The organism is Vibrio hannami (genome assembly GCF_029589055.1).
Taxonomy (GTDB): domain Bacteria; phylum Pseudomonadota; class Gammaproteobacteria; order Enterobacterales; family Vibrionaceae; genus Vibrio; species Vibrio hannami.
In genome coordinates, this window is sequence record NZ_JARQZP010000003.1 from 1,706,839 (window position 1) to 1,731,926 (window position 25,088).

Here is a 25,088-nt window from a genome sequence, read left to right on the forward strand (position 1 = left end):
TTATGATCAAGTATTTTCATCCGTTGTCTCGCTTACTAAGGCATAAGAATAGTTATTTAAAGCGCAATCTGCCTCCTCAGATACAACAGTGCCTTAGTTATGATTTTTCCGACAGAGATATCACTCTGGAATCAGCTTCACTGCTGGTACTTGATATTGAAACAACGGGGTTAGATTCAGATCAGGATCAGATTCTGAGTATTGGCTGGGTTGAGGTCAACGATTTAATGATCGATCTTGAATCTTGTCAGCATTTGTATATAAGCGATGCTACGGGAATTAATGATGAATCGGTGGTCATTAACCATATTACGCCAGATCAGCTCAAATCCGGGATCTCTTTAGATGATGCGTTGTCCCTGTTGTTGCATCATATGCAGGGCAAAGTTGTGGTAGCGCATGGCTGCGTGGTGGAGAAAGCCTTCCTGGATAAATTCGTTCAGGAGAAATACCAACTGCCGTCATTGCCTATTGTCTGGTTAGATACATTGGCAATAGAAAAAAGCTTTGCACGGCTAAGAGGTGCAGCTGCAGTGACTGATTATCGGCTTGGTTCAGTAAGAAACCGATACGGATTACCAGAATACTCTGCTCATGATGCTCTGACAGACGCAGTTGCCTGCGCAGAGCTATTATTGGTACAGATCGAACGCTATTTTTTGAATGAGGAACGCCGGTTGTACTCCTTTTACTCATTAGCACACGATATCAGTCAATGATTATCTATTTGCCGCTTTCAATATTTAATAATTTGTACAAGTTCTATTGTTAAATTACGCTTTAATAATCATAACAATAAAGGACTTGTACAATGCGAGCGATCACACCCGAGAAAGTTAACTTCATACGCCAACTTCCTAAAGTGGAACTTCACCTTCACATAGAAGGGAGTTTAGAGCCTGAACTGATGTTTGAGCTAGCATCAAGAAACCAAATAGAAATCCCGTTCAAAACACCAGAAGAAGTTAGGGATGCTTACCAGTTTACAAATCTACAGTCATTTTTAGACATCTACTATCAGGGGGCGAATGTTCTAATTCATGAACAGGATTTCTTTGACCTGACCTGGGCTTACCTTCTTCGATGCAAAGAAGATAATGTTATCCATACAGAGATTTTCTTTGATCCGCAAACCCATACAGAACGTGATATCAGCTTTGACATAGCATGTGGTGGCATATACAAAGCACTAGAGAAAGCAAAAGCTGAATTAGGGATAACCAGCCGGTTGATTATGTGTTTTCTTCGCCACCTGAGTGAAGAACAAGCTTTTGAAACGTTGGAGCAAGCGATACTGTTCAAAGATAAGATTATTGGCATTGGTTTGGATTCTTCTGAACAGGGGAACCCACCGGAAAAGTTTGCGCGAGTGTTTAAAAAAGCACAAGAGGCTGGATTTAAGCTGGTGGCCCATGCAGGGGAAGAGGGTCCGGCACAAAACATTGTTGATGCGCTGGATATTCTAGGGGTAGATAGAATTGATCATGGTGTTCGTTGTGTTGAGGACGAGAATCTCGTGCAGCGATTAGCTGAGGAGCGTGTTCCTCTTACCGTTTGTCCTCTTTCTAATACTAAACTCAAAGTATTTGAAGATATGAAGCAACACAATATTGTCGGGTTACTGAGAAAAGGTCTGTGTGTCACGATAAATTCTGATGATCCTGCCTATTTCGGTGGTTATATGGTCGATAATTTTCTGGCAGTGGCTGAAGCTTTTGATATATCCGATGAAGAGTTGACGCAGCTGAGTCTCAATGCTGTGGAAGCGTCGTTCGTTTCTGAGCAAGAGAAGCAAATAATGAGAAAGTATATATCGGGAGTTAGTTGATTAGCCTGCATATGCACCTGAGTAATTGTACTACAATTAGAGTTGCAAACTGTGAAGTTAAACGTAAGCTTTGATACCAAAGTACTACTGTGAAAAGCCGAGCCTAAAATATTAGGCTCGGCTTTTTATCGCGATGCATTCAGTGTGTCGTCCTATATATGAGAGGATTTCAGTGATTGATCACATTACTTGAACTTCACAGTAAATAGATCTCTCTTCCGGATTGCGTTATCAGGCATATAAGTATATTCTACCCGGCATATAGTAATACAATATGACGTTAGAGGATTTTACAATGACTAAACCAGTAATTGGTTTCATCGGCCTTGGCCTTATGGGTGGCAACATGGTTGAGAACCTTCAAAACCGTGGCTACGAGCTAAACGTAATGGACCTAAACGCTGATGCAGTTGCAAAATGCGTTGAACGTGGTGCAAAAGCTCCTGCTACAGCAAAAGAGCTAGCAGAAAACTCAGACATCGTAATGCTATGTCTAACAACTTCAGAAGTTGTTGAGAAGATAGTATACGGTGAAGAAGGTATCCTTGCGGGTATCAAAGATGGCGCTACACTAATCGACTTCGGTACTTCTATCCCTGCTTCTACTAAGAAGATTGGTGCAGCTCTGGCAGAGAAAGGCGCTGGTATGATCGATGCGCCTCTAGGTCGTACTCCGGCACACGCTAAAGATGGTCTATTAAACATCATGGCTGCTGGTGACATCGAAACTTTCAACAAAGTTAAACCTGTACTAGACGAGCAGGGCGAAAACGTATTCCACCTGGGTGCTCTAGGTTCAGGTCACGTAACTAAGCTAGTGAACAACTTCATGGGTATGACAACTGTTGCGACTATGTCTCAGGCATTCGCGGTAGCTAAGCAAGCTGGTGTTGATGGTCAGCAACTATTTGACATCATGTCTGCTGGTCCTTCTAACTCTCCGTTTATGCAGTTCTGTAAGTTCTACGCTGTAGACGGTGAAGAGAAGCTAGGTTTCTCTGTTGCAAACGCAAACAAAGACCTTGGTTACTTCCTTGCACTTTGTGAAGAGCTAGGTACTGAGTCTCTAATTGCGCAAGGTACTTCTCAGAGCCTACAAGCTGCTGTTGATGCTGGTATGGGTCAAAACGACGTACCAGTAATCTTCGATTACTTCGCTGATCTTAAGAAGTAATTTCGATTTTAACCTTACTATGGCGTTTTGCTGTGGGGGCACGCTGTAGTAAGGTTTTCCTTTCTCAAAATAATACCCATCACACGATCAGTTACCTCATCCTTTTATAATTACCATCGAACTTTAGCCGGGATAAACCGGGATCGTTGTTCCCTTCTAGCAGATCCCTTCTAGCATAATTTCCTTCTACCGCCTTATCGGATAGCTTCGCAGCTAATAGTTGAGAGCATTCGCTTGTTCTTCGCCAAACTCTTTTACTGTTTTACGAGCTAAGTGGCGAAATGGTAGTGCCTTAATACATTCCTCGAACGGTTGTATCGCAAAAGCCCAGAAGATTGAGCCATCAAAATAGAAAATAATCATAGCCAGTAGAGGTAAAGAAATCACCCACTGCCCAATGAAGTTGATTTTGAAGACATCTTTGGTTTTACCCACGGCACGAAGGATGTTTCCATGTACAGTGTTATAGCCTCTAACTAACGGCAAGAAGATATAAAGAGGCGCTATTACAGCGATTGCGGTATAAGTTTCTGACGCTAGGTTGGAATATATATGAGGGAAAGCAAAGTGAAGTACTAAGAATAACACACACGCAAAAACTGAGATTATGACAGCAACATCAATACTCTTGTTTACATTTCCTTCTAATCTATCCACTCGGCCAGAGCCGATGTCCTGGCTAATCAGAATAGCGGCTCCATGTGACCAGGCGACAATCATCTGTGTTCCGACCTTAATCCACGGGAATAGCAGCGTAATCGCTACATACTCGTTTATGCTTAGCTGTGAAAACATTAACTGATAAGCAGTTATCCCGATAGCCAGGATGGTGATATTAGCTGCAAAAGGAAAGATCTCTGAGAAGTGCTTTCGGATAGATTTCCTGAAAGCAGTTTGATTTTCTGGCAACGTTAAGGTGATGCCTTTGTCTTTTTTAAGACAAAAAGTCAGATATAGAGTTCGGACAATAATGGCGGTGAGACTACCCAAGGCCGCACCACTTACTCCCATATTCAAGATATAGATATAAAAGTAAGAAACAACGCAGTTTAGTGGCAACTCAATCAGGTAACCCTTAAGTGGGATTCTAGTTTTGGCAAAACCGTTAAACAGTGCAGTAATGGTTTGAGTTATTGCCGTGAAAACGATCAGGTAGACAGAGATATTTAAGTACTCGTGAACCTTTGAATGCAAAGTAGCGGAATCAGTTAGGTAAGAAATTACATAATTGTCAGCCATCACCAAAAAAAGCCAGAACACAGAAGCCGATGTAAGGCTGATGGTTAACCCGCCGAAAAAATTGTTACTAACGGCATTCGTGTTGCCTGAGCCGTAGGCACGGCTCAGGATCATTTGCGTACCGTTGGCCAATGCCATTTGAATCCCCAGAAAAAATGCGACGATAGCAGATGCTATCCCCATTGCAGCAACAGATTCTTCTCCCAGCGGTGAAACCAGAAAAGTGTCTATCATTAACATGGATTGCATTAAAAGTGCGTTAATGGCCAGAGGCCAGGCAATAGATAGATTGCGCTTAAAGAAAGAATTTGTAGAAAACAAGGACACCTCCGCGTATATCATTAATTGTATTATAATAACCTTGATTGATGTACCGATATTTTTGTTTGATCGTTATTTCATCAAAGCAATTCAGCTGGTTGCACGTGTTAACAAGATGTACATTTCTATGTTTCATTTGGCTTGTGAATGAATGCTGGCACTGTTAGTATGGGGAATGGTAAAAACATCACACGCATCATATTTGTATGACGAATTGATTTCATTTAGTAGATCTTAATCACGCAATTGGCATATTGTACTACAAATGTGCATATTGAGATGTATAGTTAACTTCGACACAAATAGTTTGTTTGACGAAAAGGTTAAGATAATGGATCTAAATACACTTATAGTGCTGGTCTACTTCCTATTCCTAATAGCGATAGGATGGATGTTCCGCACATTTACAAATACAACCAGTGACTACTTCCGAGGCGGCGGTAGCATGCTTTGGTGGATGGTTGGCGCAACAGCCTTTATGACACAGTTTTCAGCGTGGACGTTCACAGGTGCCGCTGGTAAAGCCTATAACGATGGTTTCGCGGTAGCGGTAATCTTCCTTGCTAACGCATTCGGTTACTTCATGAACTATGCGTATTTCGCTCCTAAGTTCCGTCAGCTGCGTGTTGTTACCGTAATTGAAGCAATCCGTATGCGTTTTGGTTCTACGAACGAGCAGGTATTTACCTGGTCGAGCATGCCAAACTCTATTGTATCTGCGGGTGTATGGCTAAACGCTTTGGCAATCATTGCTTCAGGTATCTTTGGTTTTGATATGAACACCACGATTATAGTGACCGGGCTTGTAGTACTGGGCATGTCAGTAACGGGTGGTTCATGGGCGGTAATTGCATCTGACTTTATGCAGATGGTTATCATCATGGCGGTAACGGTAACTTGTGCGGTGTTTGCTATCGTTCAAGGTGGTGGTGTTGGAGAAATCGTTAACAACTTCCCTGTACAAGATGGCGCGTCGTTTGTTTCTGGTAACAACCTTAACTACCTAAGCATTTTCGGTATTTGGGCATTCTTTATCTTTGTTAAGCAGTTCTCTATTACTAACAACATGCTTAACTCTTACCGTTACCTTGCGGCTAAAGACTCTAAGAACGCGAAGAAAGCAGCGCTTCTTGCTTGCTTCTTGATGACATTAGGTCCAATGATTTGGTTCATGCCTTCTTGGTACGTAGCTGGTCAAGGTGTGGATCTGTTTGCAGCGTACCCAGAGTCTGGTAAGAAAGCAGCAGACTTCGCTTACTTGTACTTTGTACAAGAGTACATGCCAGCAGGTATGGTTGGCTTGCTAGTAGCGGCGATGTTTGCAGCAACAATGTCTTCTATGGACTCAGGTCTTAACCGTAACTCAGGTATATTCGTTAAGAACTTCTACGAGCCGATAATCCGTAAGCACGAAGCTTCTGAGAAAGAACTAGTATTCGTATCTAAGATTACTTCGACTGTATTTGGTGTACTAATCATCCTTGTTGCGATGTTCATCAACTCGTTAAAAGGTCTGAGCCTGTTCGATACCATGATGTACGTTGGTGCTCTAATCGGCTTCCCAATGACCATTCCTGCATTCCTTGGTTTCTTCATCAAGAAGACTCCAGACTGGGCTGGTTGGGGTACGCTAGTAGTTGGTGCGGGTGTATCTTATGTCGTAGGTTTCGTTATCAATGCGGATATGGTTGAATCCTGGTTTGGTCTGAACGAGCTAACAGGTCGTGAATGGTCTGACATTAAAGTAGCGATTGGTCTGATTGGTCATATCTCTCTAACGGGTGGTTTCTTCCTACTGTCTACACTGTTCTACAAGCCTCTTTCTGAAGAGCGTCAGAAGAACGTAGATAAGTTCTTCGAGAACCTGGACACTCCACTTGTAGCGGAGTCTATTGCTCAGAAGAAGTTGGACAACAAACAGCGTCAAATGCTTGGTAAATTGATTGCGGTTGCTGGCCTTGGTATTGCCCTGATGTGTCTGCTACCTAACCCAATGTTTGGTCGCTTCATCTTCATTCTTTGTGGTGCAATTGTTGGTGGTGTAGGTCTGCTACTAATGAAAGCTGTTGACAAGAGTATTGAAGGCGCTTCTGACGCAGAAACAGCTGAAAGCACATCTTAATATTCTAAAAATCTGATAAAAAGCAAGCAGGAGACTGCTTGCTTTTTTTTGCCTCAAAAAAACCAATCATATGAAAAAAGACATGTGTATAACGGTTGTAGTGGCTGCATGTGCTTGTGAAGACTACACAGTCAACTTTCTACCAACTGGACTCACACTGGTAATGTTTATAAGTCATACAAGAAGGTGTGCATCTCCCTTTGCTACTATTTTTTGAAATTACATAACGTATTGATTTGATGTAGATTTAATTTGTTAATGTCAGAGTTATGTCAGGAAAAGTACATTTCGATCTTGTTCACAGAATCAGATCCTTAATCAATTTATTATTATTGTATGACAACGATGGTTGGCGTTATTGTCAAACAGGCCAGAAATAGAGCCTGGCTATAAATCAATATAAATTTAAATGCGAACATAGAATATGATGAAAAAAACAATCCTGGCAGCTCTTGTAGCTGTAGCAGCAAGCAGCGTTTCTGCTGCATCTTTAGACTTCCGTCAAGAATACAAACATGACACAGAAGACTATGCGAGTCGTGTAAAAATCGGCAGTAGTGTGGGTAACCACTACTTTGGTGTAGAAGCGAAACAAAAAGGCAAGCCTTTCTCCGAGTGGGAAGCTGGTGACAATGAATTTGAGTACGGTTACCGTTTTAATATCAATGAACAGTTTACACTTATCCCTAGTATGCCGGTAACCTTTGGTGGTGACTCTGTTACCTACAAGCCACAGATTCGTGCTCAGTACAAATTTGACAGCGGCATTACCGCGAAACTTCGTTACCGTCATGAGTTCCGTAATTTTAACAGTGATTCTGGTAAAGATGACATCGATCGCTCGAAGTTTACTGCTAACCTAGACTACAACTGGGATAACTTCCAGTTTGGTTTCGAAGCAAACTATGAAGACAACCTAACGAATTTCCTTGGTGACTGGTACGAAAATAGCAGTACAGACCATGGTTGGGATTACAACCTGAAGATCGGCTATAAAGAAGCTGACTGGGCTTGGCGTCCATATGTTGAGTTCGGTAACGTCTCTTCAAGTGGTGATGATAACCGTCAGCTACGAAGCCGTGTAGGTATTACTTACAGCTTCTAATAGATATATATCTAGTACTACTCCAAAGCCTCTTTCTCTACCCTTGAAAGAGGCTTTATTATTTGTGTGAAAAATAGATTGCTGCACTCTGAATTGTCAGGCTTATGTCAGTAATTTTGGGAGACGATCCATCTCACATTTCTGAATTCAACCTACTTGTATAATTGTATTATTAAATGAAGAGATAAAAGTTATTTGATAACGTAACCAACGTTAATGATGTGAGGAAAATTATGAATACACAAACAGCTAGTCTTAAAAAGGGTACACTTTTTATCCTTGAAGGATTAATGATCCTAAGTTTCTTGATGGTGCTATGCGCTTTTCTTATCCCGACAACAGAGATGGCGGTTAACGTAATCTTTGGTTCTATTATCATAGCTAACATTTCCGCTATATCTCTGCTTCTTGTGGCAGACAAAAAAATTGGCGTCGAAAGAGGCCTTTTCAAAGAGCAGCTAACCGAATGCAAGGCTGAGCACGCGTAATAAAGCGAATTAAAATTGAATGGATTCTAGTTAAAGCCAGCAGGGAGATTCCTGCTGGCTTTTTTGACAGAGTTCATAGATAAGATGTCATTATTTGTATTATAATAGCATTAAGAAAGAAATCCTTTGTAAAGAAGAAGAGAGTTATCATGAGCAACCAAAAATCTCTTGATGCCATCAGGAAGATGAAGCTGGAAAATGACACTTCAGCAGGCAACCTGGTAGATCTACTACCAATCGAACTACAGAAGCGTGACTTCGACCTTTCATTCCTAGACAACTTGAGTGAAGCACGTCCTCGTTTGCTTGTTCAGGCTGCTGATCTAGAAGCGTTTAAAGCGGCGGTTAAGGCTGACGAATCACACTGCATGTTCGATGATTTCTTCAATAACTCGACTAAGAAGTTTTTGGATGTTGAACCATACGCAGAACCACAACCATACCCAGAAGAGACGGTAGGTAAAGCTTCTCTATGGCGCCCTTACTGGCGTCAAATGTACGTTGATTGCCAGATGGCTCTTAACGCAACGCGTAACCTTGCAATCGCTGGTATCGTTAAAGAAGACGAAGAGCTAATTGCAAAGGCAAAAGCCTGGACGCTACAGCTTTCTACTTACGATCCAGAAGGTGTAACTTCCCGTGGTTACAACGATGAAGCCGCATTCCGTGTAATCGCTGCAATGGCCTGGGGTTACGATTGGCTACACGCTTACTTCACAGATGAAGAGCGCCAGCAAGTTCAAGATGCACTAATTGAGCGTCTGGACGAGATCATGCACCACCTGAAAGTAACGGTTGATCTACTGAACAACCCACTAAACAGCCACGGTGTTCGTTCTATCTCTTCTGCAATCATTCCTACTTGTATTGCGTTATACCATGACCACCCGAAAGCAGGTGAGTACATTGCATACGCACTAGAATATTACGCAGTACACTACCCACCATGGGGCGGTGAAGACGGCGGTTGGGCTGAAGGCCCTGACTACTGGAATACCCAAACAGCATTCCTGGGCGAAGCATTCGACCTGTTGAAAGCGTACTGTGGCGTAGACATGTTCAACAAGACTTTCTACGAAAACACGGGTGATTTCCCACTGTACTGTATGCCTGTTCACTCTAAGCGTGCGAGCTTCTGTGACCAGTCTTCAATCGGTGACTTCCCAGGTCTTAAACTGGCTTACAACATCAAGCACTACGCAGGTGTTAACCAGAAGCCTGAGTACGTTTGGTACTACAACCAGCTAAAAGGTCGTGATACTGAAGCGCACACTAAATTCTACAACTTCGGCTGGTGGGACTTCGGCTACGACGATCTTCGCTTCAACATCCTTTGGGATGCACCAGAAGAGCAAGCTCCGTCGAACGACCCTCTACTGAAAGTGTTCCCAATCACTGGTTGGGCGGCGTTCCACAACAAGATGACTGAGCGTGATAACCACATCCATATGGTATTTAAGTGTTCACCATTTGGTTCTATCTCTCACTCACACGGTGACCAGAACGCATTTACGCTACACGCATTTGGTGAAACACTAGCGGCAATCACTGGCTACTACGGTGGCTTCGGTGTAGACATGCACACTAAGTGGCGTCGTCAAACGTTCTCAAAGAACCTGCCTCTATTCGGTGGCAAAGGTCAGTACGGCGAGAACAAGAACACTGGCTACGAGAACCACCAGGATCGCTACTGTATCGAAGCGGGCGGCACAATCTCTGACTACGACACTGAGTCTGACGTGAAGATGGTTGAAGGTGATGCAACGGCTTCTTACAAGTACTTCGTACCAGAAATCGAGTCTTACAAACGTAAGATCTGGTTCGTTCAGGGCAAAGTATTCGTAATGCAAGACAAGGCAACGCTTTCTGAAGAGAAAGACATGACCTGGCTAATGCACACTACTTTCGCTAACGAAGTGGCTGAGAAATCTTTCGCAATCCGTGGTGAGAAAGCGAACCTAAGCGTTCAATTCATCAACGAGTCTCAAGACAACATCCTGTCTGTGAAGAACGTTGAAGGCTTCGGTGAAGTTGACCCATACGAGTATAAGGATCTAGAGATCCACCGTCACGTAGAAGTTGAGTTTGGTGCGAAAAAAGAACACAACATCCTGACGTTGCTAGTTCCTAATAAGAACGAAGGTGAGCAGGTTGAAGTGTCTCACAAGATCGAAGGCAACACGCTGCTACTAAGCGTTGATGGCGAAACCGTTACTATCGAACTTTAATCGGGTGATGGTAAACGAGTAATTTCAGGGGCTTCGGGCATAGGTTCGGAGCCCTTTTTATTTGTCTATTTATTAAAACAGAAATAAAAAGGAACCCACATGTTATTTGGAAATGTTGAGCAACTAAACCTTATCCCTTTTGCAGACGAGCGTATCTCCCAATGGATCGCATTCGCACTAGAATCATCTAAAAAGCCTGATGGCAAATATGAGTTCGGCGAAGATGGCGTATTCGCAATGGTAGTTAATGGCAGAACAGAAGCTGCTGAAGTAAGAAAACCTGAGATTCATAAGCACTATGTTGATATCCAGATTTTGCTGGAAGGTGAAGAGAAGCTAGGTTATTCAAACGTTTTAAGTGGCGAGATAGCTGAAATCGCAGAGCTAGAAAACGATGTAATGTTTTTAGAAGAAGTTAAAAACGAGCAGTACGTGTTCCTTAACCCGGGTGATTTTGCATTGTTCTATCCAAACCAGATTCACCGCCCGCTTTGCTCTGTAGAGAAAGATGTGGATGTGAAAAAAGCGATTCTGAAAATTCCTGCGGAGTTGTTTACCAAATAACTTATGGCGTTGTTTGATATCGAACTTTAAAGAATATAATACTTGCTTCTGATTGCGCTAAATAGCGATTTTAAGATATTGTGAGTCGATAATTTTCGTGTTGGTGCGTATATTTGTGAAACGTTCAGGTAGAGATGATTTTAACAATATACAGTTGCAAGTAGATAAGAAAAGCGACGAGTTTTTCAGTCTTCTAGCTCAGAATATGCAAGCAGCATTAGAGTTAGCGAAAGAAGCTCGTACGCTTGCGATCAATGGTGCCTATAAAAAAGGTGAACTGGATGCCGACTTTAATATCGCCTGGTATCACCTTTGGCGTTGTGAGTTCAAAGATGCATTTAATTATTTGAATAACTTACCGGCACAGTACCTGAGTATTGGCGATGAGTATGGTTATCTTCGAGCAGTAAACAGCCTGGGTGTTCTTCATCTGGACATGGGGAACTTTGACAATGCGCTCCCATACTTTACAGCTTCTCTTGAGAAGTCTCGAGAGAGAGGTGAAAAAGAAAGAGAAGCTTCTGTTTTGGCCAACTTGGGCCTTCTTTATGAAGGTATGGGCAGAATAGAACTTGCCTATGACTTTTTTACAGAAGCGCTCAAAATCCCTCAACTCAATGATACTGGTTACTATACCGCTTCAAAATGCCTCTCCCTTTATCACATAGAACATGGCGACTTGGATCGAGCTGAGTTACAGCTTATGCGAGCAATAGAAACTGCTGAGAAAAAGAATGATCTTCATTTTTTCTCAGAATTACTGGTTACAGAAGGGCTTCTTCACAAATCGAGAGGTTCTTTCGATAAAGCAGAATCTTCCTTTTCTAAAGGATTGACTATCTCCACAGAGTTGGGAAACAAAAAAATCCAGGCTGAACATGCATATGAACTTGGCTGCCTTGCGATGACAATGAAGCAAAATGATAGTGCTCATGGTTTTTTTTTCCAGGTTAAATCCATATCTGAAAAAAATGATATTGGTACATTCAAAATCAGGGCCTACAAGAAGTTAAGTGAGCTTTATGAGCAGTCAAAAAAATACGAAGCTGCGCTCTCTTACCTCAAAATGTATATCGAGTCAGAGAAAGCGTATAACCTAAACCAAACGGAGCTTAGATTGCAAAGCCTAGCTTTTGAGAATGAGCTAGAAAAGAACCAGAAGCTAGCCGAAACCTACCGTGTGAAGAGCATCCAGTTAGAAGAAGAGAATCAGGAGATATTAAGGCTAGCAAATCATGATAGTCTGACTGGGCTACCCAACCGAAGAATGCTTATCGAGAAGCTCAAGTTAGCTGCAGATTTAGCAGATAAGACTGCGTGTCGGTTTGGAGTATTGTTTATTGATCTGAACAACTTTAAGCCCGTGAACGACAGGTTTGGTCACCGCGCCGGTGATCAGATTCTGATATCAGTAGCAAACAGGATATCAGGTGTTTTAAGGCAAAGTGATATCGTGGCTCGTTACGGTGGTGATGAGTTTGTTGTTTTGCTGGCTTGTGTTCAAAGTGAAGATGACATACACGCGACTACCAATAAGATAAACCTGGCGATGGAGCCTGGCTTTGATATCGCAGGTGAGAACCTCCATGTAGGTGTTAGCATTGGCTATAGTATTTATCCTGATCACGATACTGATGTGGAAGCATTGCTCGTAAAAGCTGATAACGCGATGTACACCGTTAAGACGAAAAGAAAGTGTGCTAGTTAAAAAAAAGCCAACTGTTATTCAAACAGTTGGCTATATAAGTTGTGAACAATTCATCCACTAAAACGTCAGTTGCTAGGTAACCCTCGGCTTTAAAAAGGGCTGGTGGGAATATACTAATATTGTATGATTAATGCAGCTGATATTTTTATAGTGAATGCTATTTAAAACTAATAGCCCGCAGCCTTTCAAGCTCATCTAAAACTTCTGATAATTGGTTTGGATCGTCAACAAACCTCGCAAACTCATTCATACCTTCAGTAGAAATAGGCTCAGGGTTATCGCGATCATAAAATTGAGAAAGCCCAGCTGCTTCGTCTAAGATCTGATAGCTCTTATTTAATAGATGATCATCCGAATCTACATTAATCGGGTTAGGAGCCAACATGCCAAAGGCGTTGCTTAACTTCGTCTGAACCTCGGGCAGTGCCAAATATTGTAAAAACCTTTGAGCACCAGATTCATTTCTCACATTACTTGGGATCATAAATACATCTGTCGGTGCCTGTTCATATACAGGAATTTGACTGTCAATGACAGGAAAGCTAACCATACCAATATCATCGTAGAATGAAGATGGAATATCAGATGTCCAAAAGCTACCTAGCAGGGTCATCCCTCCTTTATCTCGGTATAGATATGGAACAACATCCCTCCAGGTTAAATGTTCATGACCATCTAGAAAATAACCCTTATCAACCAATATCCGCCAATGTTCGAAAACGTTGATAACACGTGGATCTTTATAACTAGCAGTGCCGCTCAGTAGCTCTTGGTGGAACTTCAATCCATTTAACCTTAAGTTAAGATACTCGAACCAGATTGAAAGCGTCCATTTGTATTTGCTCCCAGAATCAATGGCGTGATATTGTTTTGTTGAAGTTTTTCGCATGCTTCCAAGAATGTTTTCCAGCTCGTAGGCGGGTCAATGCTCAATCGTTGAAAGAGAGACTTTTTGTAATAAATTGCCCAAGGATAATAATGAACAGGTAAGGCGTACTTGCGTCCGGCGAAAGTGACACTTGATTCAGCACCCAACGTGAACTGATTACTCCACCCCGAGCCTTCCCATAATGAGTCTAATTCTTTGACCCACCCTTTAGAAATAAACTCCTTAAGTCGCTGACCACTAAACCAATACATTACGTCGCTATGCCGTTCAGATACTAGCCAGCTTTTAACGTTTGCCTTGTAGTACTCCGATTCAAAATCTTTTACGAATACCTCAATATCAGGATTTTTACGGGAAAAATCATCAATAGCATCGTGGTAGGCATTCCTCTGAGTAGCATTAATTAGCAGAAGCGATACATGTAACTCATTAGATGCATGGCTAACTAAAGGGAATTGTAGTAGGAGTAAAGAACGAACCAATAATTGTCTTAACATGGTGCAGTACCAAATGCTGATATTACTAACAATTGTAGACCATGGTTCGTTTATCTATTGGTTACCTTCCTTGTTGAATAATCTTTTGTCCAGCCTAAATCTTCACACACCTAACCGAGAACATATAATCCTTCGAGCTGGTGGCGCGTCGAATCTCGCCTTTGTGTGCATTCCACCAGGAGTACGCCAGTGTTCTGATAATGGCACTCTTATCCGTCGCGCTACTGCTGGTCCAAAACTCGGTGTATGCGCCCTGAGTGATGTAGAAACCGTTCCATTTCACGCCAGCCGGTCTTGCGTAGAAATTGTGCTTGTTTATTTGTGACGGATCGAATTTCTTAAACAGACCATTGGATTGCGCTTCTTTAAGTTGAACTCCTAAATCCTGGTCACCGCCACGCCAGCCTTTTTGATGCAGTTCTTCTTCCGACATACCGATGGAGCGTTCTAGCTCTTTCCAATCTTCATCGGTTGCTACCCTCCATCCTTCGGGGCAAATGTTTCTTTCATCTGAAACATCGTGCCAGTCGTACAGTCTGCCGTATTTTAAGAGGTTTTCTTCTTTATCATCCGGAATAAACGCAGAGTTGATCTTTGAACCGTCCTGAAACTTTGTACTCCGGAGATTTTCTGCAAGCCATACCTGTTTGCCGATTTTTACTGTCTGATATGTATTTCCTTCCAAATCCTTTACAACCTCATCCGCAGTACGCGAACTCGGGTTTAAATCATTAGCGTTTAATGGGGTTGGAACAAGCATGAAGGCTCCCAGCGATAGTATTAATGTTTTAGCAGACATAGTGGTATAAACAGGTATTGTTATTTGGTAGACAACTATATCTATCTGGTTAAATACTGAACATGCCGTATCCTCTTTAAAACATGCCTATTTGTATCTCTAATAATAGAACTGGTCGGTCAGTTTAGTTATCTCTCCTTCAGACAGAGGCATGGATTGAGTCCATTGTTTGGGTGATTGACCATACATCCGCTTGAATTCTCGACTAAATTGAGATGAGCTTTCGTAGCCGACCTCCAACGCTGCTGTACTTACGTTCATTCCACCGGCAAGCTTCATAGCTGCGGTGTTCAGGCGCATAGACTTTACAAACTGAATAGGTGACATCATCGTCGCTTGCTTGAACTTGCGATGAAGCACTGCCCGGCTCATGCCCACTTGTGAGGCCATATCTTCGATGGTGACGGTTTTATGCAGATTGGAAGACAAATAGTCGATGGCTCTGGCAATTTCATTGCCTACACCAAATGCCCGTCTTGCAGAGTTACCTGCTTTGCCTTTTAAGACAGAGTAATAAAGCTCACGAAGCCGACCATCGCCAAGAACTGAGGTATCAGCAAGGTTATCGCCTAACTTCAACAGTCGAAAAAGTGCGTCTGTGAATGTGTCGTCCCACTCTGAGAGAGCAAATCCTGGTGGGAGAGGGCCACTTTGAGGTTTGTGAATCGCACCTACGGTACTCTCCATCTCAATAGCAAGTTCAGTCATCACTTTTGTATCTAAAGAGACATACACGCCTAGCAAAGGATCCTCGGGGGTTGCTGTAGGCGCTCCAGCTTCAACGGGCATCGACATAGAGCAGCACATATATTGGCTGCTGTCATAGACGTATCTTTTTCCATCGAGTATTGCCTCTTTTGCGCCGCTGACTATGGCTACGACACAGGGTTCGTATACCGCAGGTGTGCATCGGATTGACCGGGTTTCCCGGAAGAGTTTCACGCCTTTGATTCCAGTCTCGACCATGCCGTCTGTACTGACTCTGCTCTCAATAAGCTGCTTTATTAGTTCTTTGCTCATACAGACCCAAAAGTTGGATGATACATACAGCAAACGTAGCATCAAAAGATACGAAGTTCAATTTGGTGATACAAATAGGCATGTTTTAGAGATTATTTCGCCTATTTATGGGCGAGTCTGAGAGTTATATTTATTCACAACGAAGTGCTCTAAATCTCAGGAAATTATGCGATGAACAGTAAAAATCAATTTGGCCCCGATGGCTGGACACCGGATCATATCGATTCATTGGTTGGTAAAACCTATGTTATTACAGGAGCCAATACTGGTGCTGGGTTTCAGGCTACACGTATTCTGTTGTCCAAAGGCGCTAAGGTAGTGATGCTGAATCGCAATCCGGGTAAATCAGAAACGGCTATCGCAAAACTGAAAGCAGAGTTCGGAAATCAGGCAAATGTTAGTTTTGTACAGATGGATCTCGCTGAACTTGCTTCTATACGTAAAGCCGCTAGAGAAGTATTGGAAAAGGTTCCCCAAATTGATGCACTTATGTGTAATGGCGCCATCGCTCAGGTAGCTAAACAAGAGTTCACGGTAGATGGATTTGAAAGCCAGTTGGGTGTTAATCATTATGGCCATTTCTTGTTGTGCAGTTTGCTGTTCGAGCGCCTTGAACAATCAAAAGGACGTATTGTGGTTGTCTCGAGTGAGGGGCACAAAATGGGGCTAAGAACCATGCAATTTGACGACATGAACTGGGACAAAAACTACCATCCAAACAAGGTATACAGCCAAAGCAAACTTGCTCAAATGATGTTTGCCTATGAGTTGCAGGATAAAATCAAAGCAGCCAATCAAAACGTCAAAGTCTTTGTTTGTCACCCGGGGGCATCAAATACATCACTCATCCGCGAAAGTGCCAGCTTGGCAACGCGATTGACCTGGTCAATTATGGTGAAAATAGGGCTTGCTCAAACGGCAGAAAAAGGTGCTTACCCGGAAGTTATGTGCGCAACAGAAGATAACCTTGAAGAACGCGCTTACTATGGCCCGACAGGAATGATGAACTTTGGTGGCCCAGTTGGTGAATGTAAGCTGGAGCCATTTGTTTTGGATAAAGATGTGACCACCAGATTGTGGACTCTATCTGAACAACAAACAGCGTTTAACTGGTCGCTATAGAGCAGTATGTGACTTATGGCAAACTATGTAAATGGCTGAGTAGTGGGGATGTTGTGTCTGTTTTAAAGTTAAAGAAAAACGGAAATGACATAATGAAATACAAACAAATAAAAAATCTTAACGCATCTGCGGTTGGCTTTGGTTGTTGGGCTATCGGTGGCACCTGGAACAATATTTCAGACAAAGAGTCTGAGCGTGCAATCAAAGCCGCTATCGAATCTGGTATTAACTTCTTCGATGTGGCTCCAGTATATGGTAAAGGCCATGCTGAAACGGTATTGGGTCAAGCTTTGAAAGGGGAAAAGCGAGAAGAAATCATTATCGCGACAAAGTTTGGCCTTCCCTGGTCTCAGGATGAGCGTAAAAAGACACGTAACGACGCGAGTAGAGAAAGTATTTTCAAAGAAGTTGAAGATTCGCTATCTCGCCTACAGACTGACTATATCGATTTGTACCAAATTCACTGGCCTGATCCAAATACTCCAATTTCAGAAACAGCGGAAGCGTTAGCCGAGCTGAAGCAGCAAGGCAAAATTCGTCATGTTGGTGTATCGAATTACTCTCTGGAAATGACACGTGAGATGATGAAAGGGGTCGAAGTTGCTACCTTCCAGGGTTTGTACAATCTACTTGAACAGAATCCAGACCATTACCACAACATTCCATTGCAATACCGTGCCCGCGATGAGGCTCTGCCTTTCTGTAAAGAGTTCGATATGAAATACCTGCCATACTCTCCACTTATGCAGGGGCTACTGACAGGTACATTTAAGCGTTCGGGAAATTGGGATGAAAATGACGATCGCTTTAATAATCCTAAGCTAAACGGAGAAAACTTCGAACCTTACTTTAACTGTACTGAAGAGTTAAAAATGCTGGCGAAAGAGGCGGGTGTGCCGTTAGCTCATCTTGCTATTCATTGGCTGGTTGCTCAGGAAGAAGTGGGGCCAGTTATTGCCGGTGCTCATACGGTAGAGCAAGTTCAGGACAATGCAGCATTCCTACAATCATCAGCGAGCGCTGAACTGCTTAAACGCGCAGAAGAGATCGTTGCTAAGTGGGCACTTAAATAGACGTGACTCCACTATACTTATAATTAGGTTCTCGCTTATATGTAGGCTTCGGATACAGATAAACAAGGGGATGTAACATGGTGTTAGTTAAACATTTAGTTTTGGATGTGCTTAAACCCCATCAGCCTTCTGCTCTGGAATTCTGTACCAGACTTGCAGAGGTTGGTGAAGATTACTCCGTGAGGTTATCTGTACTTGAAGTCGACCAGGATACTGAAACCGTTGAAGTATCGATAGAAGGTTACGACCTTGATTTCGATGCGATCCAGGCAATGATCACGCAAATGAGCAGTTCGTTGCACAGTGTAGATGTAGTCGAAGTGCAAAATGAAAAAAACAGTGTCCGTGATTAATTCTCTTTGGTAAGTGACCGATATCGAAGGAGTTAAATTGCTGAAACCTATTCATCATATCAGCTTCTATCTGCAGATCACCAATTCCCAAGGGATTATGCGGCGATACTTTGTGGTCAACGGTTTCGATGGCGCACTTACCATGCTAGGGATCATCATTGGCTTCCTGTTCAGTTCTCCCGCGAATCTAGACGTGATAATTAACGCCTGTATGGGGGCAACCATCGCGTTAGCGGTAAGTGGCACCAGTAGCGCGTATGTGAGTGAACAGGCAGAGCTTCGTTTGGCTCTAAGTAACCTTCAGGACGCAATGCTCACTAAGCTGGATGAAGGTGCTCACGCTGAAGCAGCGCGCTGGGTGCCTATTTTTATCGCGCTAGTCAACGGCTCTGCTCCACTTATTATTTCGCTGCTGATCATCTCGCCATTATGGCTAGCCAATCAGGGAGTGGATTTATTTCTTCCACCCTTACAGGTGGCCGTGCTTGTCGCTATCCTAATTATATTTATGTTTGGTGTGTTTCTTGGCCGGGTTTCCGGAGAAACATGGTTTATTAGCGGAGTGAAAACACTGACAATTGCCGCGCTGACAATGACTCTGATCTATCTGTTTACGAGCTAATATGCTCACCTAACTTTAATCTAGCGCTGCTTTTTCTCTATCTCTTCAATCAATTGAAGCCGATATTTTCTGATATCTGTTTCATCAAAGGATGAGTTAAGCCAGATCTCTACCAACTCAACTGCTTTCTCTGGACTGGTGGTTAACGCTCCGAGGGTTAATACATTGGTGTTATTGTGCTCTTTTGACTGTTTTACAGTGTAAATATCCGCCCCTAGTACCGCGCGAATCCCATTTATCTTATTGGCACAGATCGACATCCCAACGCCTGTACCACAAATCAGAATTCCGAGGTCAGCTTCACCTGTGTTGACCATAGAACATACCGCAGTTGCGTACAGCGCCGAATGGGTTCTGGCTTGATCATTGGTTCCAGTATCAAAGACATTGTGTCTCTGAGATCCTAGATGTTCATAGATGTATTGCTTGAGAGTAAATCCGGAATGGTCGCTACCGATGGCAATCTTCATTGGTCTTCCTAAAAAAAGAGGGCGACATTGGAGGGTATCAATGTCGCCCTAACGGAGTTATCTAGTTTGTCTGTTCAGTATCAGGTTGTGGTCCTAACTTTTTCTTCATCTTCATCGTTGAGTAGACAGAGAACACAGCTAACAAGATAAACGCAAGCGCAATTGGTCTCTCGTATAGGAAAGACCAGCTGTTGTCGTACATCAGCAAAGCTTTACGCAGGTTGGTTTCTGCCATTGGACCAAGAATGATGGCGAGCAGAATAGGAGAGGAAGGAATATCCATCTTACTAAGCGCAAAACCAAGAACGCCAAACGAGATTGCAACACCAACATCAAATAGCGAGTTGTTGATAGCGTAAGCACCAATAATCGACAGGAAGATGATGATTGGGATCATCAGGATTTTTGGTACTTCAATGATTCGACAGAAGAAGCGGATACCTATAAGGCCAATAATCAACATGATGATGTTACCAACAAGCATGGAGCTGAATACGCCGTATACCACATCAGGGCTCTGGGTAAACAGAAGAGGTCCCGGAGTCAGGCCTTGCACAATCAAAGCACCAAGAAGTACGGCTGCTACTGCGTCACCCGGAACACCAAGAGTAAGAAGAGGAACCAAAGCCCCACCAGTTACACCGTTGTTACCAGCTTCTGCAGCACTCAGGCCACGAACAGAGCCTTTACCAAACTCATCCGGGTTCTTTGAAGAGCGCTTTGCTTCGTTGTAACAAACAAAAGCCGAGATATCCGCACCAGCACCAGGAACAGAACCGATAGAGGTACCCATTAAACCACTCTTAACTGCGGTTGGAAGCATCTCTTTGAGGTCCTTTTTGCTCATCAGGCTATGGTCAAACTTTGGCATGACCACTTTTTTACCAGACAGCACTTTTTCAATTTGATTCAGGGATTCAGACAGAGCAAATAAACCGATCAGAACAGGGATTACGTTAACCCCACTGTAGAGATCCATAATGCCGTAAGTGAATCGTGGCACACTACTGATAGGGTCTAGGCCAACGGTAGAAATCAATAGACCAATCGCACCAGCAAGAAGTCCTTTAAGAATGTTTTGCGCTGAAACACTGGCGATAATAGTCAGGCCAAAAAGAGCAAGGGCAAAATATTCTGGCGCATTAAATCTTAGTGCGAAGTTAGCTAGCAGTGGAGCAACTGCGATTAAAACAATTGTACTGATTGTACCGCCCACAAAAGATGCAACGGCAGAGATACTTAAAGCTCGTGCAGCTTGCCCTTTTTTCGATAGCGAGTATCCATCAAGAACGGTCGCAGCTGAAGCAGGCGTGCCGGGCGTTTTTAGCAGTATCGCGGCGATAGAGCCACCGTAAATACCACCGATGTATACACCGATCAGCATTACCAGTGCTGGCGTTGAATCCATGCCAAAGGTAAATGGAAGAAGTATCGCTACCCCCATAGTAGCTGTTAATCCCGGCAGTGCGCCGAGAATTATGCCGCCCAAAACACCAAAGAAGAGAACCGGTAGAACGGCAAAACTAAATGTAGTCGAAAGGCCGGCGATTAAATGTTCTAACATAAATCCACCTTAAAATAGCGAGCCAGTAGGAAGCGAAATAATAAATACTTCACTGAACAGGTAGTAAATGCCGACGACAAATGTCCAGGCAATGGCGTAGTAAGAAGGCTTCTTAATTTTGAATACAGCAAGGTATGCAGTAAATGCGATAAGAGAAGCTGGCAAGTAGCCGATAAAGCTAATAAGTACGGCGTAGGCCAAAAGGAAACCAACACCAAAAATAGAAAGCCTGGAAAAGATCGGTGTGATGTTATCGGACTCTTTTTTCAGTCTGCTTTGTACTGCAAGTAGTACGGAAATAACAATAATGATGCATGAAACAACCGTAGGGAAGAATTTAGCGTCTACGCTGGCATCCTGAAACCTAGGGTTGTCAAACTGGCTTATTGAAATAAGAGCAAGAATGCTGATTATTACCATAAGCACAGGAAATAATATATTGCGCTCTTTCATATAATTGCCTGAATAAAATTATTTCATAAAGGGGGCGTATTGCCCCCTTTATGAAGAGTGGAACAGTAAAACTTAGTTGTTGATTAGCTCACCAAGCGTTTTAGTATCTTGCTTCACAAAGTTAGTGAACTCTTCAGCATTCATTGGGTGGATAGTCATCGCACCTTTCTGCATGAACTCTTTGAACTCTGTTGTAGCCATCGCTTCGTCGAACGCTTTGCCCAGAGTTTCGATAACTGCATCTGGAGTGTTCTTCGGAGCTCCGATACCACGCCATGTACCACTTTGAACGTCAACACCTTGCTCTTTCAGAGTAGGTACGTCAGGGATGTAAGAGATACGCTCGTTAGACATAACACCTAGAGCCTTAAGCTGACCAGAGCGCAACTGAGCGATAGCTTCACCTGGAGTAACCATAGTTACGTCAGTGTGGCCACCAAGTACTGCTGGGATTGCTTCAGAAGCACCGTTGTATGGAATAGCGTTTAGTTTGATGCCTTCTGCTTTCTCAAGCGTCATCAGGTAGAAGTTAGGAGCAGCAGTAGAAGCGAATTTTACAGCACCGTCTTTCTTCTTCGCTTCAGCAATTAGGTCGTTAATCGTGTTGAACGGGCTGTCTTTAGAAACTAGTACAACCGCTGGATCAAGGTTAACAAGACGAATCAGTTTGAAATCGTCAACATCGTGTTGCATCAGACCCATTTGAGGCAGAGATGCAATCTCACGAGTTACTACGGTCAGTGTGTAGCCATCTGGTTTTTGCTGAGCACCGAAGCTCATACCTACAGCACCACTACCACCAGTACGGTTCATTACCGCAATGTTCTGGCCCAGGATGTCTTTTGCAGAGTTTGCAAGAGTACGGCCAACTGCATCAGTACCACCACCAGCACCAAAAGGGACCACAAGGCGAATGTTTTTGCTAGGGTAATCTGCAGCCATTACAGATGTTGATGCGATAATGCCCGCTGTTACTAGTACTTTCTTTAATAAATTACTCATGTGAATACCTTTTGTTTACGCTTTTCTGATTTGTTGGGTAGGGTTATTTGCTTTTATTGTCTGATACTCGCTAATCGCAAGCTGTTCAATCGCAACAGCGATCCAGCCAGCAACAAGCATGTCGTACCATTGTTCAACGCCGCTACAAGCGACAACGACATCTCCGTATACGAACGACCCATAAAATAGGATGTCGTCGTCTTTTAGGGATGAAGGGTGAATGTTTTGAACTTGAGTGTTAGAAACAGAGTTTCTCCAGGCCTGGTTAGCTTTTTTTCTTGCAAACTCATCGAACGGGAGCTGCCAGCTTTCCGGAGAACCTAATGATGCTTCTGTCAAAATAGCTTCTTCGAAGCTTGCTTCCCACGGCTTAATGGATGGGTTCATTACCACTATGTGAAGCTCTTTGCGATTTGTTCTTTCGAACAATCCTTCTATCGCAGGTTTTACCAACTCAATAGCATCGATTGCTATCGCTTTATTATCTTTCATACATCCTCCGTGAATGATATGAAGTAAAGCATATTGTAATACAATAATTATTTACAACATGATGTAAGGGAAATTTTATCTAGGTCACATAGCAGAAATTCGTGATGAGATTTCGATCAAAGTCTCGGTATAACTGAGGGTTTGGCGGAGATTTTGTTGTTGACATCTTTGTTTGTAATGTGGATTAACAAGATTACAATACATGGTATTGTATGTGTAGATTTGTTGAAATTTACTAAGAAAAGTTGAAGCAAAAAAAAGCAAGACTGCCGACAGAACAATCTTGCAATGGAGATTCATTGTGAGCGCACTAATAGCCTAGCGCGCTCTAATTATTATTATTAATCGAGGGAGGGGTTAGGGTTTAAGCTTGAATAAACTCAGCTGCTTCTTTTACTAGTGTAGCTAGTTCGTCCCACTTACCTTCGTCAATCAGTTTGGTTGGAACCATCCAGGTACCACCACATGCTAATACAGATGGGATATCAAGATATTCGTTGATGTTCTTAGTGCTTACGCCACCAGTTGGCATAAATTTAACCGGGTATACAGCAGTTAGTGCTTTTAGCATGCCAACACCGCCAGAAGGCTCAGCCGGGAAGAACTTAAGCGTACGTAGGCCCATTTCCATTGCTTGTTCAACAAGGCTAGGGTTGTTCACGCCAGGTACGATAGCAACGCCTTTTTCCTGACAGTAAGCAACAGTACGTGGGTTAAAACCAGGGCTTACAATAAAGTCCACGCCAGCATTAATAGCTTCGTCAACCTGAGCGTTAGTTAGCACAGTACCTGCGCCAATCAGCATTTCTGGGAACTCGTCGCGCATTAGTTTGATCGCTTCAGCAGCACACTCTGTACGGAAAGTGATTTCAGCACATGGCATGCCGTTTTCAACTAGAACTTTACCAAGAGGGATAGCATCTTCTGCTTTGTTGATTGCAATAACAGGAATAACTTTTAGCTCTGCTAATTGTTCGTTAAGTGTTGCCATTTTAGGGGGGCCTTTGGATTATTTGTTTCTATTAAAGAGTCAGGTTAGCCATCGCGTCTAATGGGATAACCGCTCCTTTATGTTGAATGACAGTACCAGCCATTTGGTGCGCCAGTTTTGCAGAATCTACAGCGCTACCTTCAGTAAGGCGTTTAGCCAAGTAGCCACCGCTGAATGAATCACCTGCAGCAGTAGTATCAACTACGTTTTCTACTTTAGTTGCCGGAACAGAAATCTGTTCGTCAGCAACAACAATCAGGCAATCTTCCGCACCGCGTTTGATTACGATCTCTTTTACGCCTGCACTTTGAGTGCGGTCGATACACTCTTCAACTTTGGTATCACCGTAAACATCTTGTTCATCATCGAACGTCAGCATCGCGATATCAGTAAGTGAAAGCATAGTCTTGTATGTTTTAATTGCTTGTTCCTGGCTTGCCCAAAGCTTCGGACGGTAGTTGTTATCAAAACAAACCAAACCACCTTTAGCACGGAATTTTTCAAGCAGACTAAACAGAACATTGCGACCAGTATCAGTCAGAATAGCGATGGTAATGCCACTGACATAGATAGCATCGAATTCCATCAGGTTATTAATTAGTTCAACTGAGCGCTCTGCCTGATCAAAGATGTACTTTGCAGCAGAGTCATTGCGCCAGTAGTGGAACTTGCGTTCGCCAGTATCGTCTGTTTCGATGTAGTAAAGACCAGGCTGCTTCTCATCGATATGCATGATAAGGCTGGTATCAATGCCATTTTCGTTCCATTCACGAACCATTCCTTGGCTAAACGGATCATTGCCTAGTGCAGTAACGTAACTTGTCTGACCCAATCCTTTGGTTAGGCGAGATAGGTACATTGCGGTATTTAGCGTATCACCACCAAATGCTTGTTTCAGGTACTCACCGTGTTGTTGCAGCTCTACCATGCACTCTCCGAGAAGCGCAATTTTAAATGGTCGCAT

The 25,088-nt window shown here is 43.0% G+C and carries 25 protein-coding genes; 13 read left to right on the forward strand and 12 right to left on the reverse strand.

The annotated features are described in order from the left end of the window. Positions 1 to 2 precede the first annotated feature (2 nt). The 3 genes from P7F88_RS09380 to P7F88_RS09390 all read left to right on the forward strand — a co-directional run bounded on the left by P7F88_RS09380 (position 3) and on the right by P7F88_RS09390 (position 3,002). A complete protein-coding gene (locus P7F88_RS09380; RefSeq protein WP_277824006.1) occupies positions 3 to 719 on the forward strand; it encodes an exonuclease domain-containing protein in 717 nt (238 codons plus the stop codon). A gap of 92 nt (positions 720 to 811) precedes the next feature. Further along, positions 812 to 1,828 (forward strand): adenosine deaminase, encoded by a 1,017-nt coding sequence (locus P7F88_RS09385; protein WP_277824008.1) that lies wholly within the window; start codon positions 812 to 814, stop codon positions 1,826 to 1,828. Between the two features lie 295 nt (positions 1,829 to 2,123). After that, on the forward strand, positions 2,124 to 3,002 hold the full coding sequence (locus P7F88_RS09390; RefSeq protein ID WP_277824010.1) for an NAD(P)-dependent oxidoreductase: 879 nt from the start codon (positions 2,124 to 2,126) through the stop codon (positions 3,000 to 3,002). Between the two features lie 213 nt (positions 3,003 to 3,215). On the opposite strand, the gene P7F88_RS09395 is transcribed toward P7F88_RS09390, so the two are convergent. Then, positions 3,216 to 4,568, reverse strand: a complete 1,353-nt coding sequence (locus P7F88_RS09395; protein WP_277824013.1) for an MATE family efflux transporter — start codon at positions 4,566 to 4,568, stop codon at positions 3,216 to 3,218. 325 nt (positions 4,569 to 4,893) lie between these two features. Here P7F88_RS09395 and P7F88_RS09400 point away from each other — a divergent pair, with 325 nt between their 5' ends. From P7F88_RS09400 to P7F88_RS09425, 6 genes are all read left to right on the forward strand, one after another. Continuing rightward, positions 4,894 to 6,684 (forward strand): sodium:solute symporter family protein, encoded by a 1,791-nt coding sequence (locus P7F88_RS09400; RefSeq protein WP_277824015.1) that lies wholly within the window; start codon positions 4,894 to 4,896, stop codon positions 6,682 to 6,684. 424 nt (positions 6,685 to 7,108) lie between these two features. Beyond that, positions 7,109 to 7,789: an oligogalacturonate-specific porin KdgM family protein gene (locus tag P7F88_RS09405; protein WP_277824017.1), complete on the forward strand. Its 681-nt coding sequence runs from the start codon at positions 7,109 to 7,111 to the stop codon at positions 7,787 to 7,789. A gap of 233 nt (positions 7,790 to 8,022) precedes the next feature. Next, on the forward strand, positions 8,023 to 8,277 hold the full coding sequence (locus P7F88_RS09410; RefSeq protein WP_277824019.1) for a hypothetical protein: 255 nt from the start codon (positions 8,023 to 8,025) through the stop codon (positions 8,275 to 8,277). A 149-nt stretch (positions 8,278 to 8,426) separates the two neighbouring features. Next, the gene (locus P7F88_RS09415; protein WP_277824021.1) at positions 8,427 to 10,505 is read left to right on the forward strand and encodes a DUF4962 domain-containing protein; all 2,079 of its coding nucleotides are present in this window, start codon (positions 8,427 to 8,429) and stop codon (positions 10,503 to 10,505) included. A 99-nt stretch (positions 10,506 to 10,604) separates the two neighbouring features. Continuing rightward, entirely contained in the window at positions 10,605 to 11,069 is a 465-nt protein-coding gene (locus tag P7F88_RS09420; protein WP_277824023.1) for a NanQ anomerase/TabA/YiaL family protein, read from the forward strand. Between the two features lie 115 nt (positions 11,070 to 11,184). Then, the gene (locus P7F88_RS09425; RefSeq protein ID WP_277824025.1) at positions 11,185 to 12,777 is read left to right on the forward strand and encodes a GGDEF domain-containing protein; all 1,593 of its coding nucleotides are present in this window, start codon (positions 11,185 to 11,187) and stop codon (positions 12,775 to 12,777) included. A 157-nt stretch (positions 12,778 to 12,934) separates the two neighbouring features. On the opposite strand, the gene P7F88_RS09430 is transcribed toward P7F88_RS09425, so the two are convergent. The 4 genes from P7F88_RS09430 to P7F88_RS09445 form a co-directional block, all read right to left on the reverse strand. Beyond that, the gene (locus P7F88_RS09430) at positions 12,935 to 13,561 is read right to left on the reverse strand and encodes an extracellular solute-binding protein (protein WP_277824027.1); all 627 of its coding nucleotides are present in this window, start codon (positions 13,559 to 13,561) and stop codon (positions 12,935 to 12,937) included. Between the two features lie 11 nt (positions 13,562 to 13,572). Continuing rightward, positions 13,573 to 14,163, reverse strand: a complete 591-nt coding sequence (locus P7F88_RS09435) for an ABC transporter substrate-binding protein (RefSeq protein ID WP_277824029.1) — start codon at positions 14,161 to 14,163, stop codon at positions 13,573 to 13,575. A 94-nt stretch (positions 14,164 to 14,257) separates the two neighbouring features. Then, positions 14,258 to 14,923 (reverse strand): fibrobacter succinogenes major paralogous domain-containing protein, encoded by a 666-nt coding sequence (locus P7F88_RS09440; RefSeq protein WP_277824031.1) that lies wholly within the window; start codon positions 14,921 to 14,923, stop codon positions 14,258 to 14,260. A 138-nt stretch (positions 14,924 to 15,061) separates the two neighbouring features. Continuing rightward, positions 15,062 to 15,982, reverse strand: coding sequence for an AraC family transcriptional regulator (locus P7F88_RS09445; RefSeq protein WP_277824033.1), 921 nt, complete (start codon positions 15,980 to 15,982; stop codon positions 15,062 to 15,064). Positions 15,983 to 16,153: 171 nt separating this feature from the next. Here P7F88_RS09445 and P7F88_RS09450 point away from each other — a divergent pair, with 171 nt between their 5' ends. The 4 genes from P7F88_RS09450 (at position 16,154) to P7F88_RS09465 (ending at position 19,152) form a co-directional block, all read left to right on the forward strand. Further along, positions 16,154 to 17,104, forward strand: coding sequence for an SDR family oxidoreductase (locus tag P7F88_RS09450; protein ID WP_277824035.1), 951 nt, complete (start codon positions 16,154 to 16,156; stop codon positions 17,102 to 17,104). Positions 17,105 to 17,196: 92 nt separating this feature from the next. After that, a complete protein-coding gene (locus tag P7F88_RS09455) occupies positions 17,197 to 18,177 on the forward strand; it encodes an aldo/keto reductase (protein ID WP_277824037.1) in 981 nt (326 codons plus the stop codon). Positions 18,178 to 18,254: 77 nt separating this feature from the next. Further along, the gene (locus P7F88_RS09460) at positions 18,255 to 18,530 is read left to right on the forward strand and encodes a DUF211 domain-containing protein (protein WP_277824039.1); all 276 of its coding nucleotides are present in this window, start codon (positions 18,255 to 18,257) and stop codon (positions 18,528 to 18,530) included. 37 nt (positions 18,531 to 18,567) lie between these two features. Next, entirely contained in the window at positions 18,568 to 19,152 is a 585-nt protein-coding gene (locus tag P7F88_RS09465; protein WP_277824041.1) for a VIT1/CCC1 transporter family protein, read from the forward strand. A 20-nt stretch (positions 19,153 to 19,172) separates the two neighbouring features. Here the strand turns inward: P7F88_RS09465 and rpiB are convergent, their stop codons facing one another. The 7 genes from rpiB to kdgK all read right to left on the reverse strand — a co-directional run bounded on the left by rpiB (position 19,173) and on the right by kdgK (position 25,088). Then, a complete protein-coding gene (gene rpiB, locus P7F88_RS09470; RefSeq protein ID WP_277824043.1) occupies positions 19,173 to 19,622 on the reverse strand; it encodes a ribose 5-phosphate isomerase B in 450 nt (149 codons plus the stop codon). Between the two features lie 61 nt (positions 19,623 to 19,683). Continuing rightward, on the reverse strand, positions 19,684 to 21,186 hold the full coding sequence (locus P7F88_RS09475; RefSeq protein ID WP_277824045.1) for a tripartite tricarboxylate transporter permease: 1,503 nt from the start codon (positions 21,184 to 21,186) through the stop codon (positions 19,684 to 19,686). 9 nt (positions 21,187 to 21,195) lie between these two features. Then, positions 21,196 to 21,639 (reverse strand): tripartite tricarboxylate transporter TctB family protein, encoded by a 444-nt coding sequence (locus tag P7F88_RS09480; protein ID WP_277824047.1) that lies wholly within the window; start codon positions 21,637 to 21,639, stop codon positions 21,196 to 21,198. 72 nt (positions 21,640 to 21,711) lie between these two features. After that, entirely contained in the window at positions 21,712 to 22,641 is a 930-nt protein-coding gene (locus P7F88_RS09485; RefSeq protein ID WP_277824049.1) for a tripartite tricarboxylate transporter substrate binding protein, read from the reverse strand. Positions 22,642 to 22,656: 15 nt separating this feature from the next. Further along, entirely contained in the window at positions 22,657 to 23,133 is a 477-nt protein-coding gene (locus P7F88_RS09490) for a hypothetical protein (protein WP_277824051.1), read from the reverse strand. Positions 23,134 to 23,497: 364 nt separating this feature from the next. After that, entirely contained in the window at positions 23,498 to 24,124 is a 627-nt protein-coding gene (locus tag P7F88_RS09495; protein WP_277824053.1) for a bifunctional 4-hydroxy-2-oxoglutarate aldolase/2-dehydro-3-deoxy-phosphogluconate aldolase, read from the reverse strand. Positions 24,125 to 24,155: 31 nt separating this feature from the next. Then, positions 24,156 to 25,088 (reverse strand): 2-dehydro-3-deoxygluconokinase, encoded by a 933-nt coding sequence (gene kdgK, locus P7F88_RS09500; RefSeq protein WP_277824055.1) that lies wholly within the window; start codon positions 25,086 to 25,088, stop codon positions 24,156 to 24,158.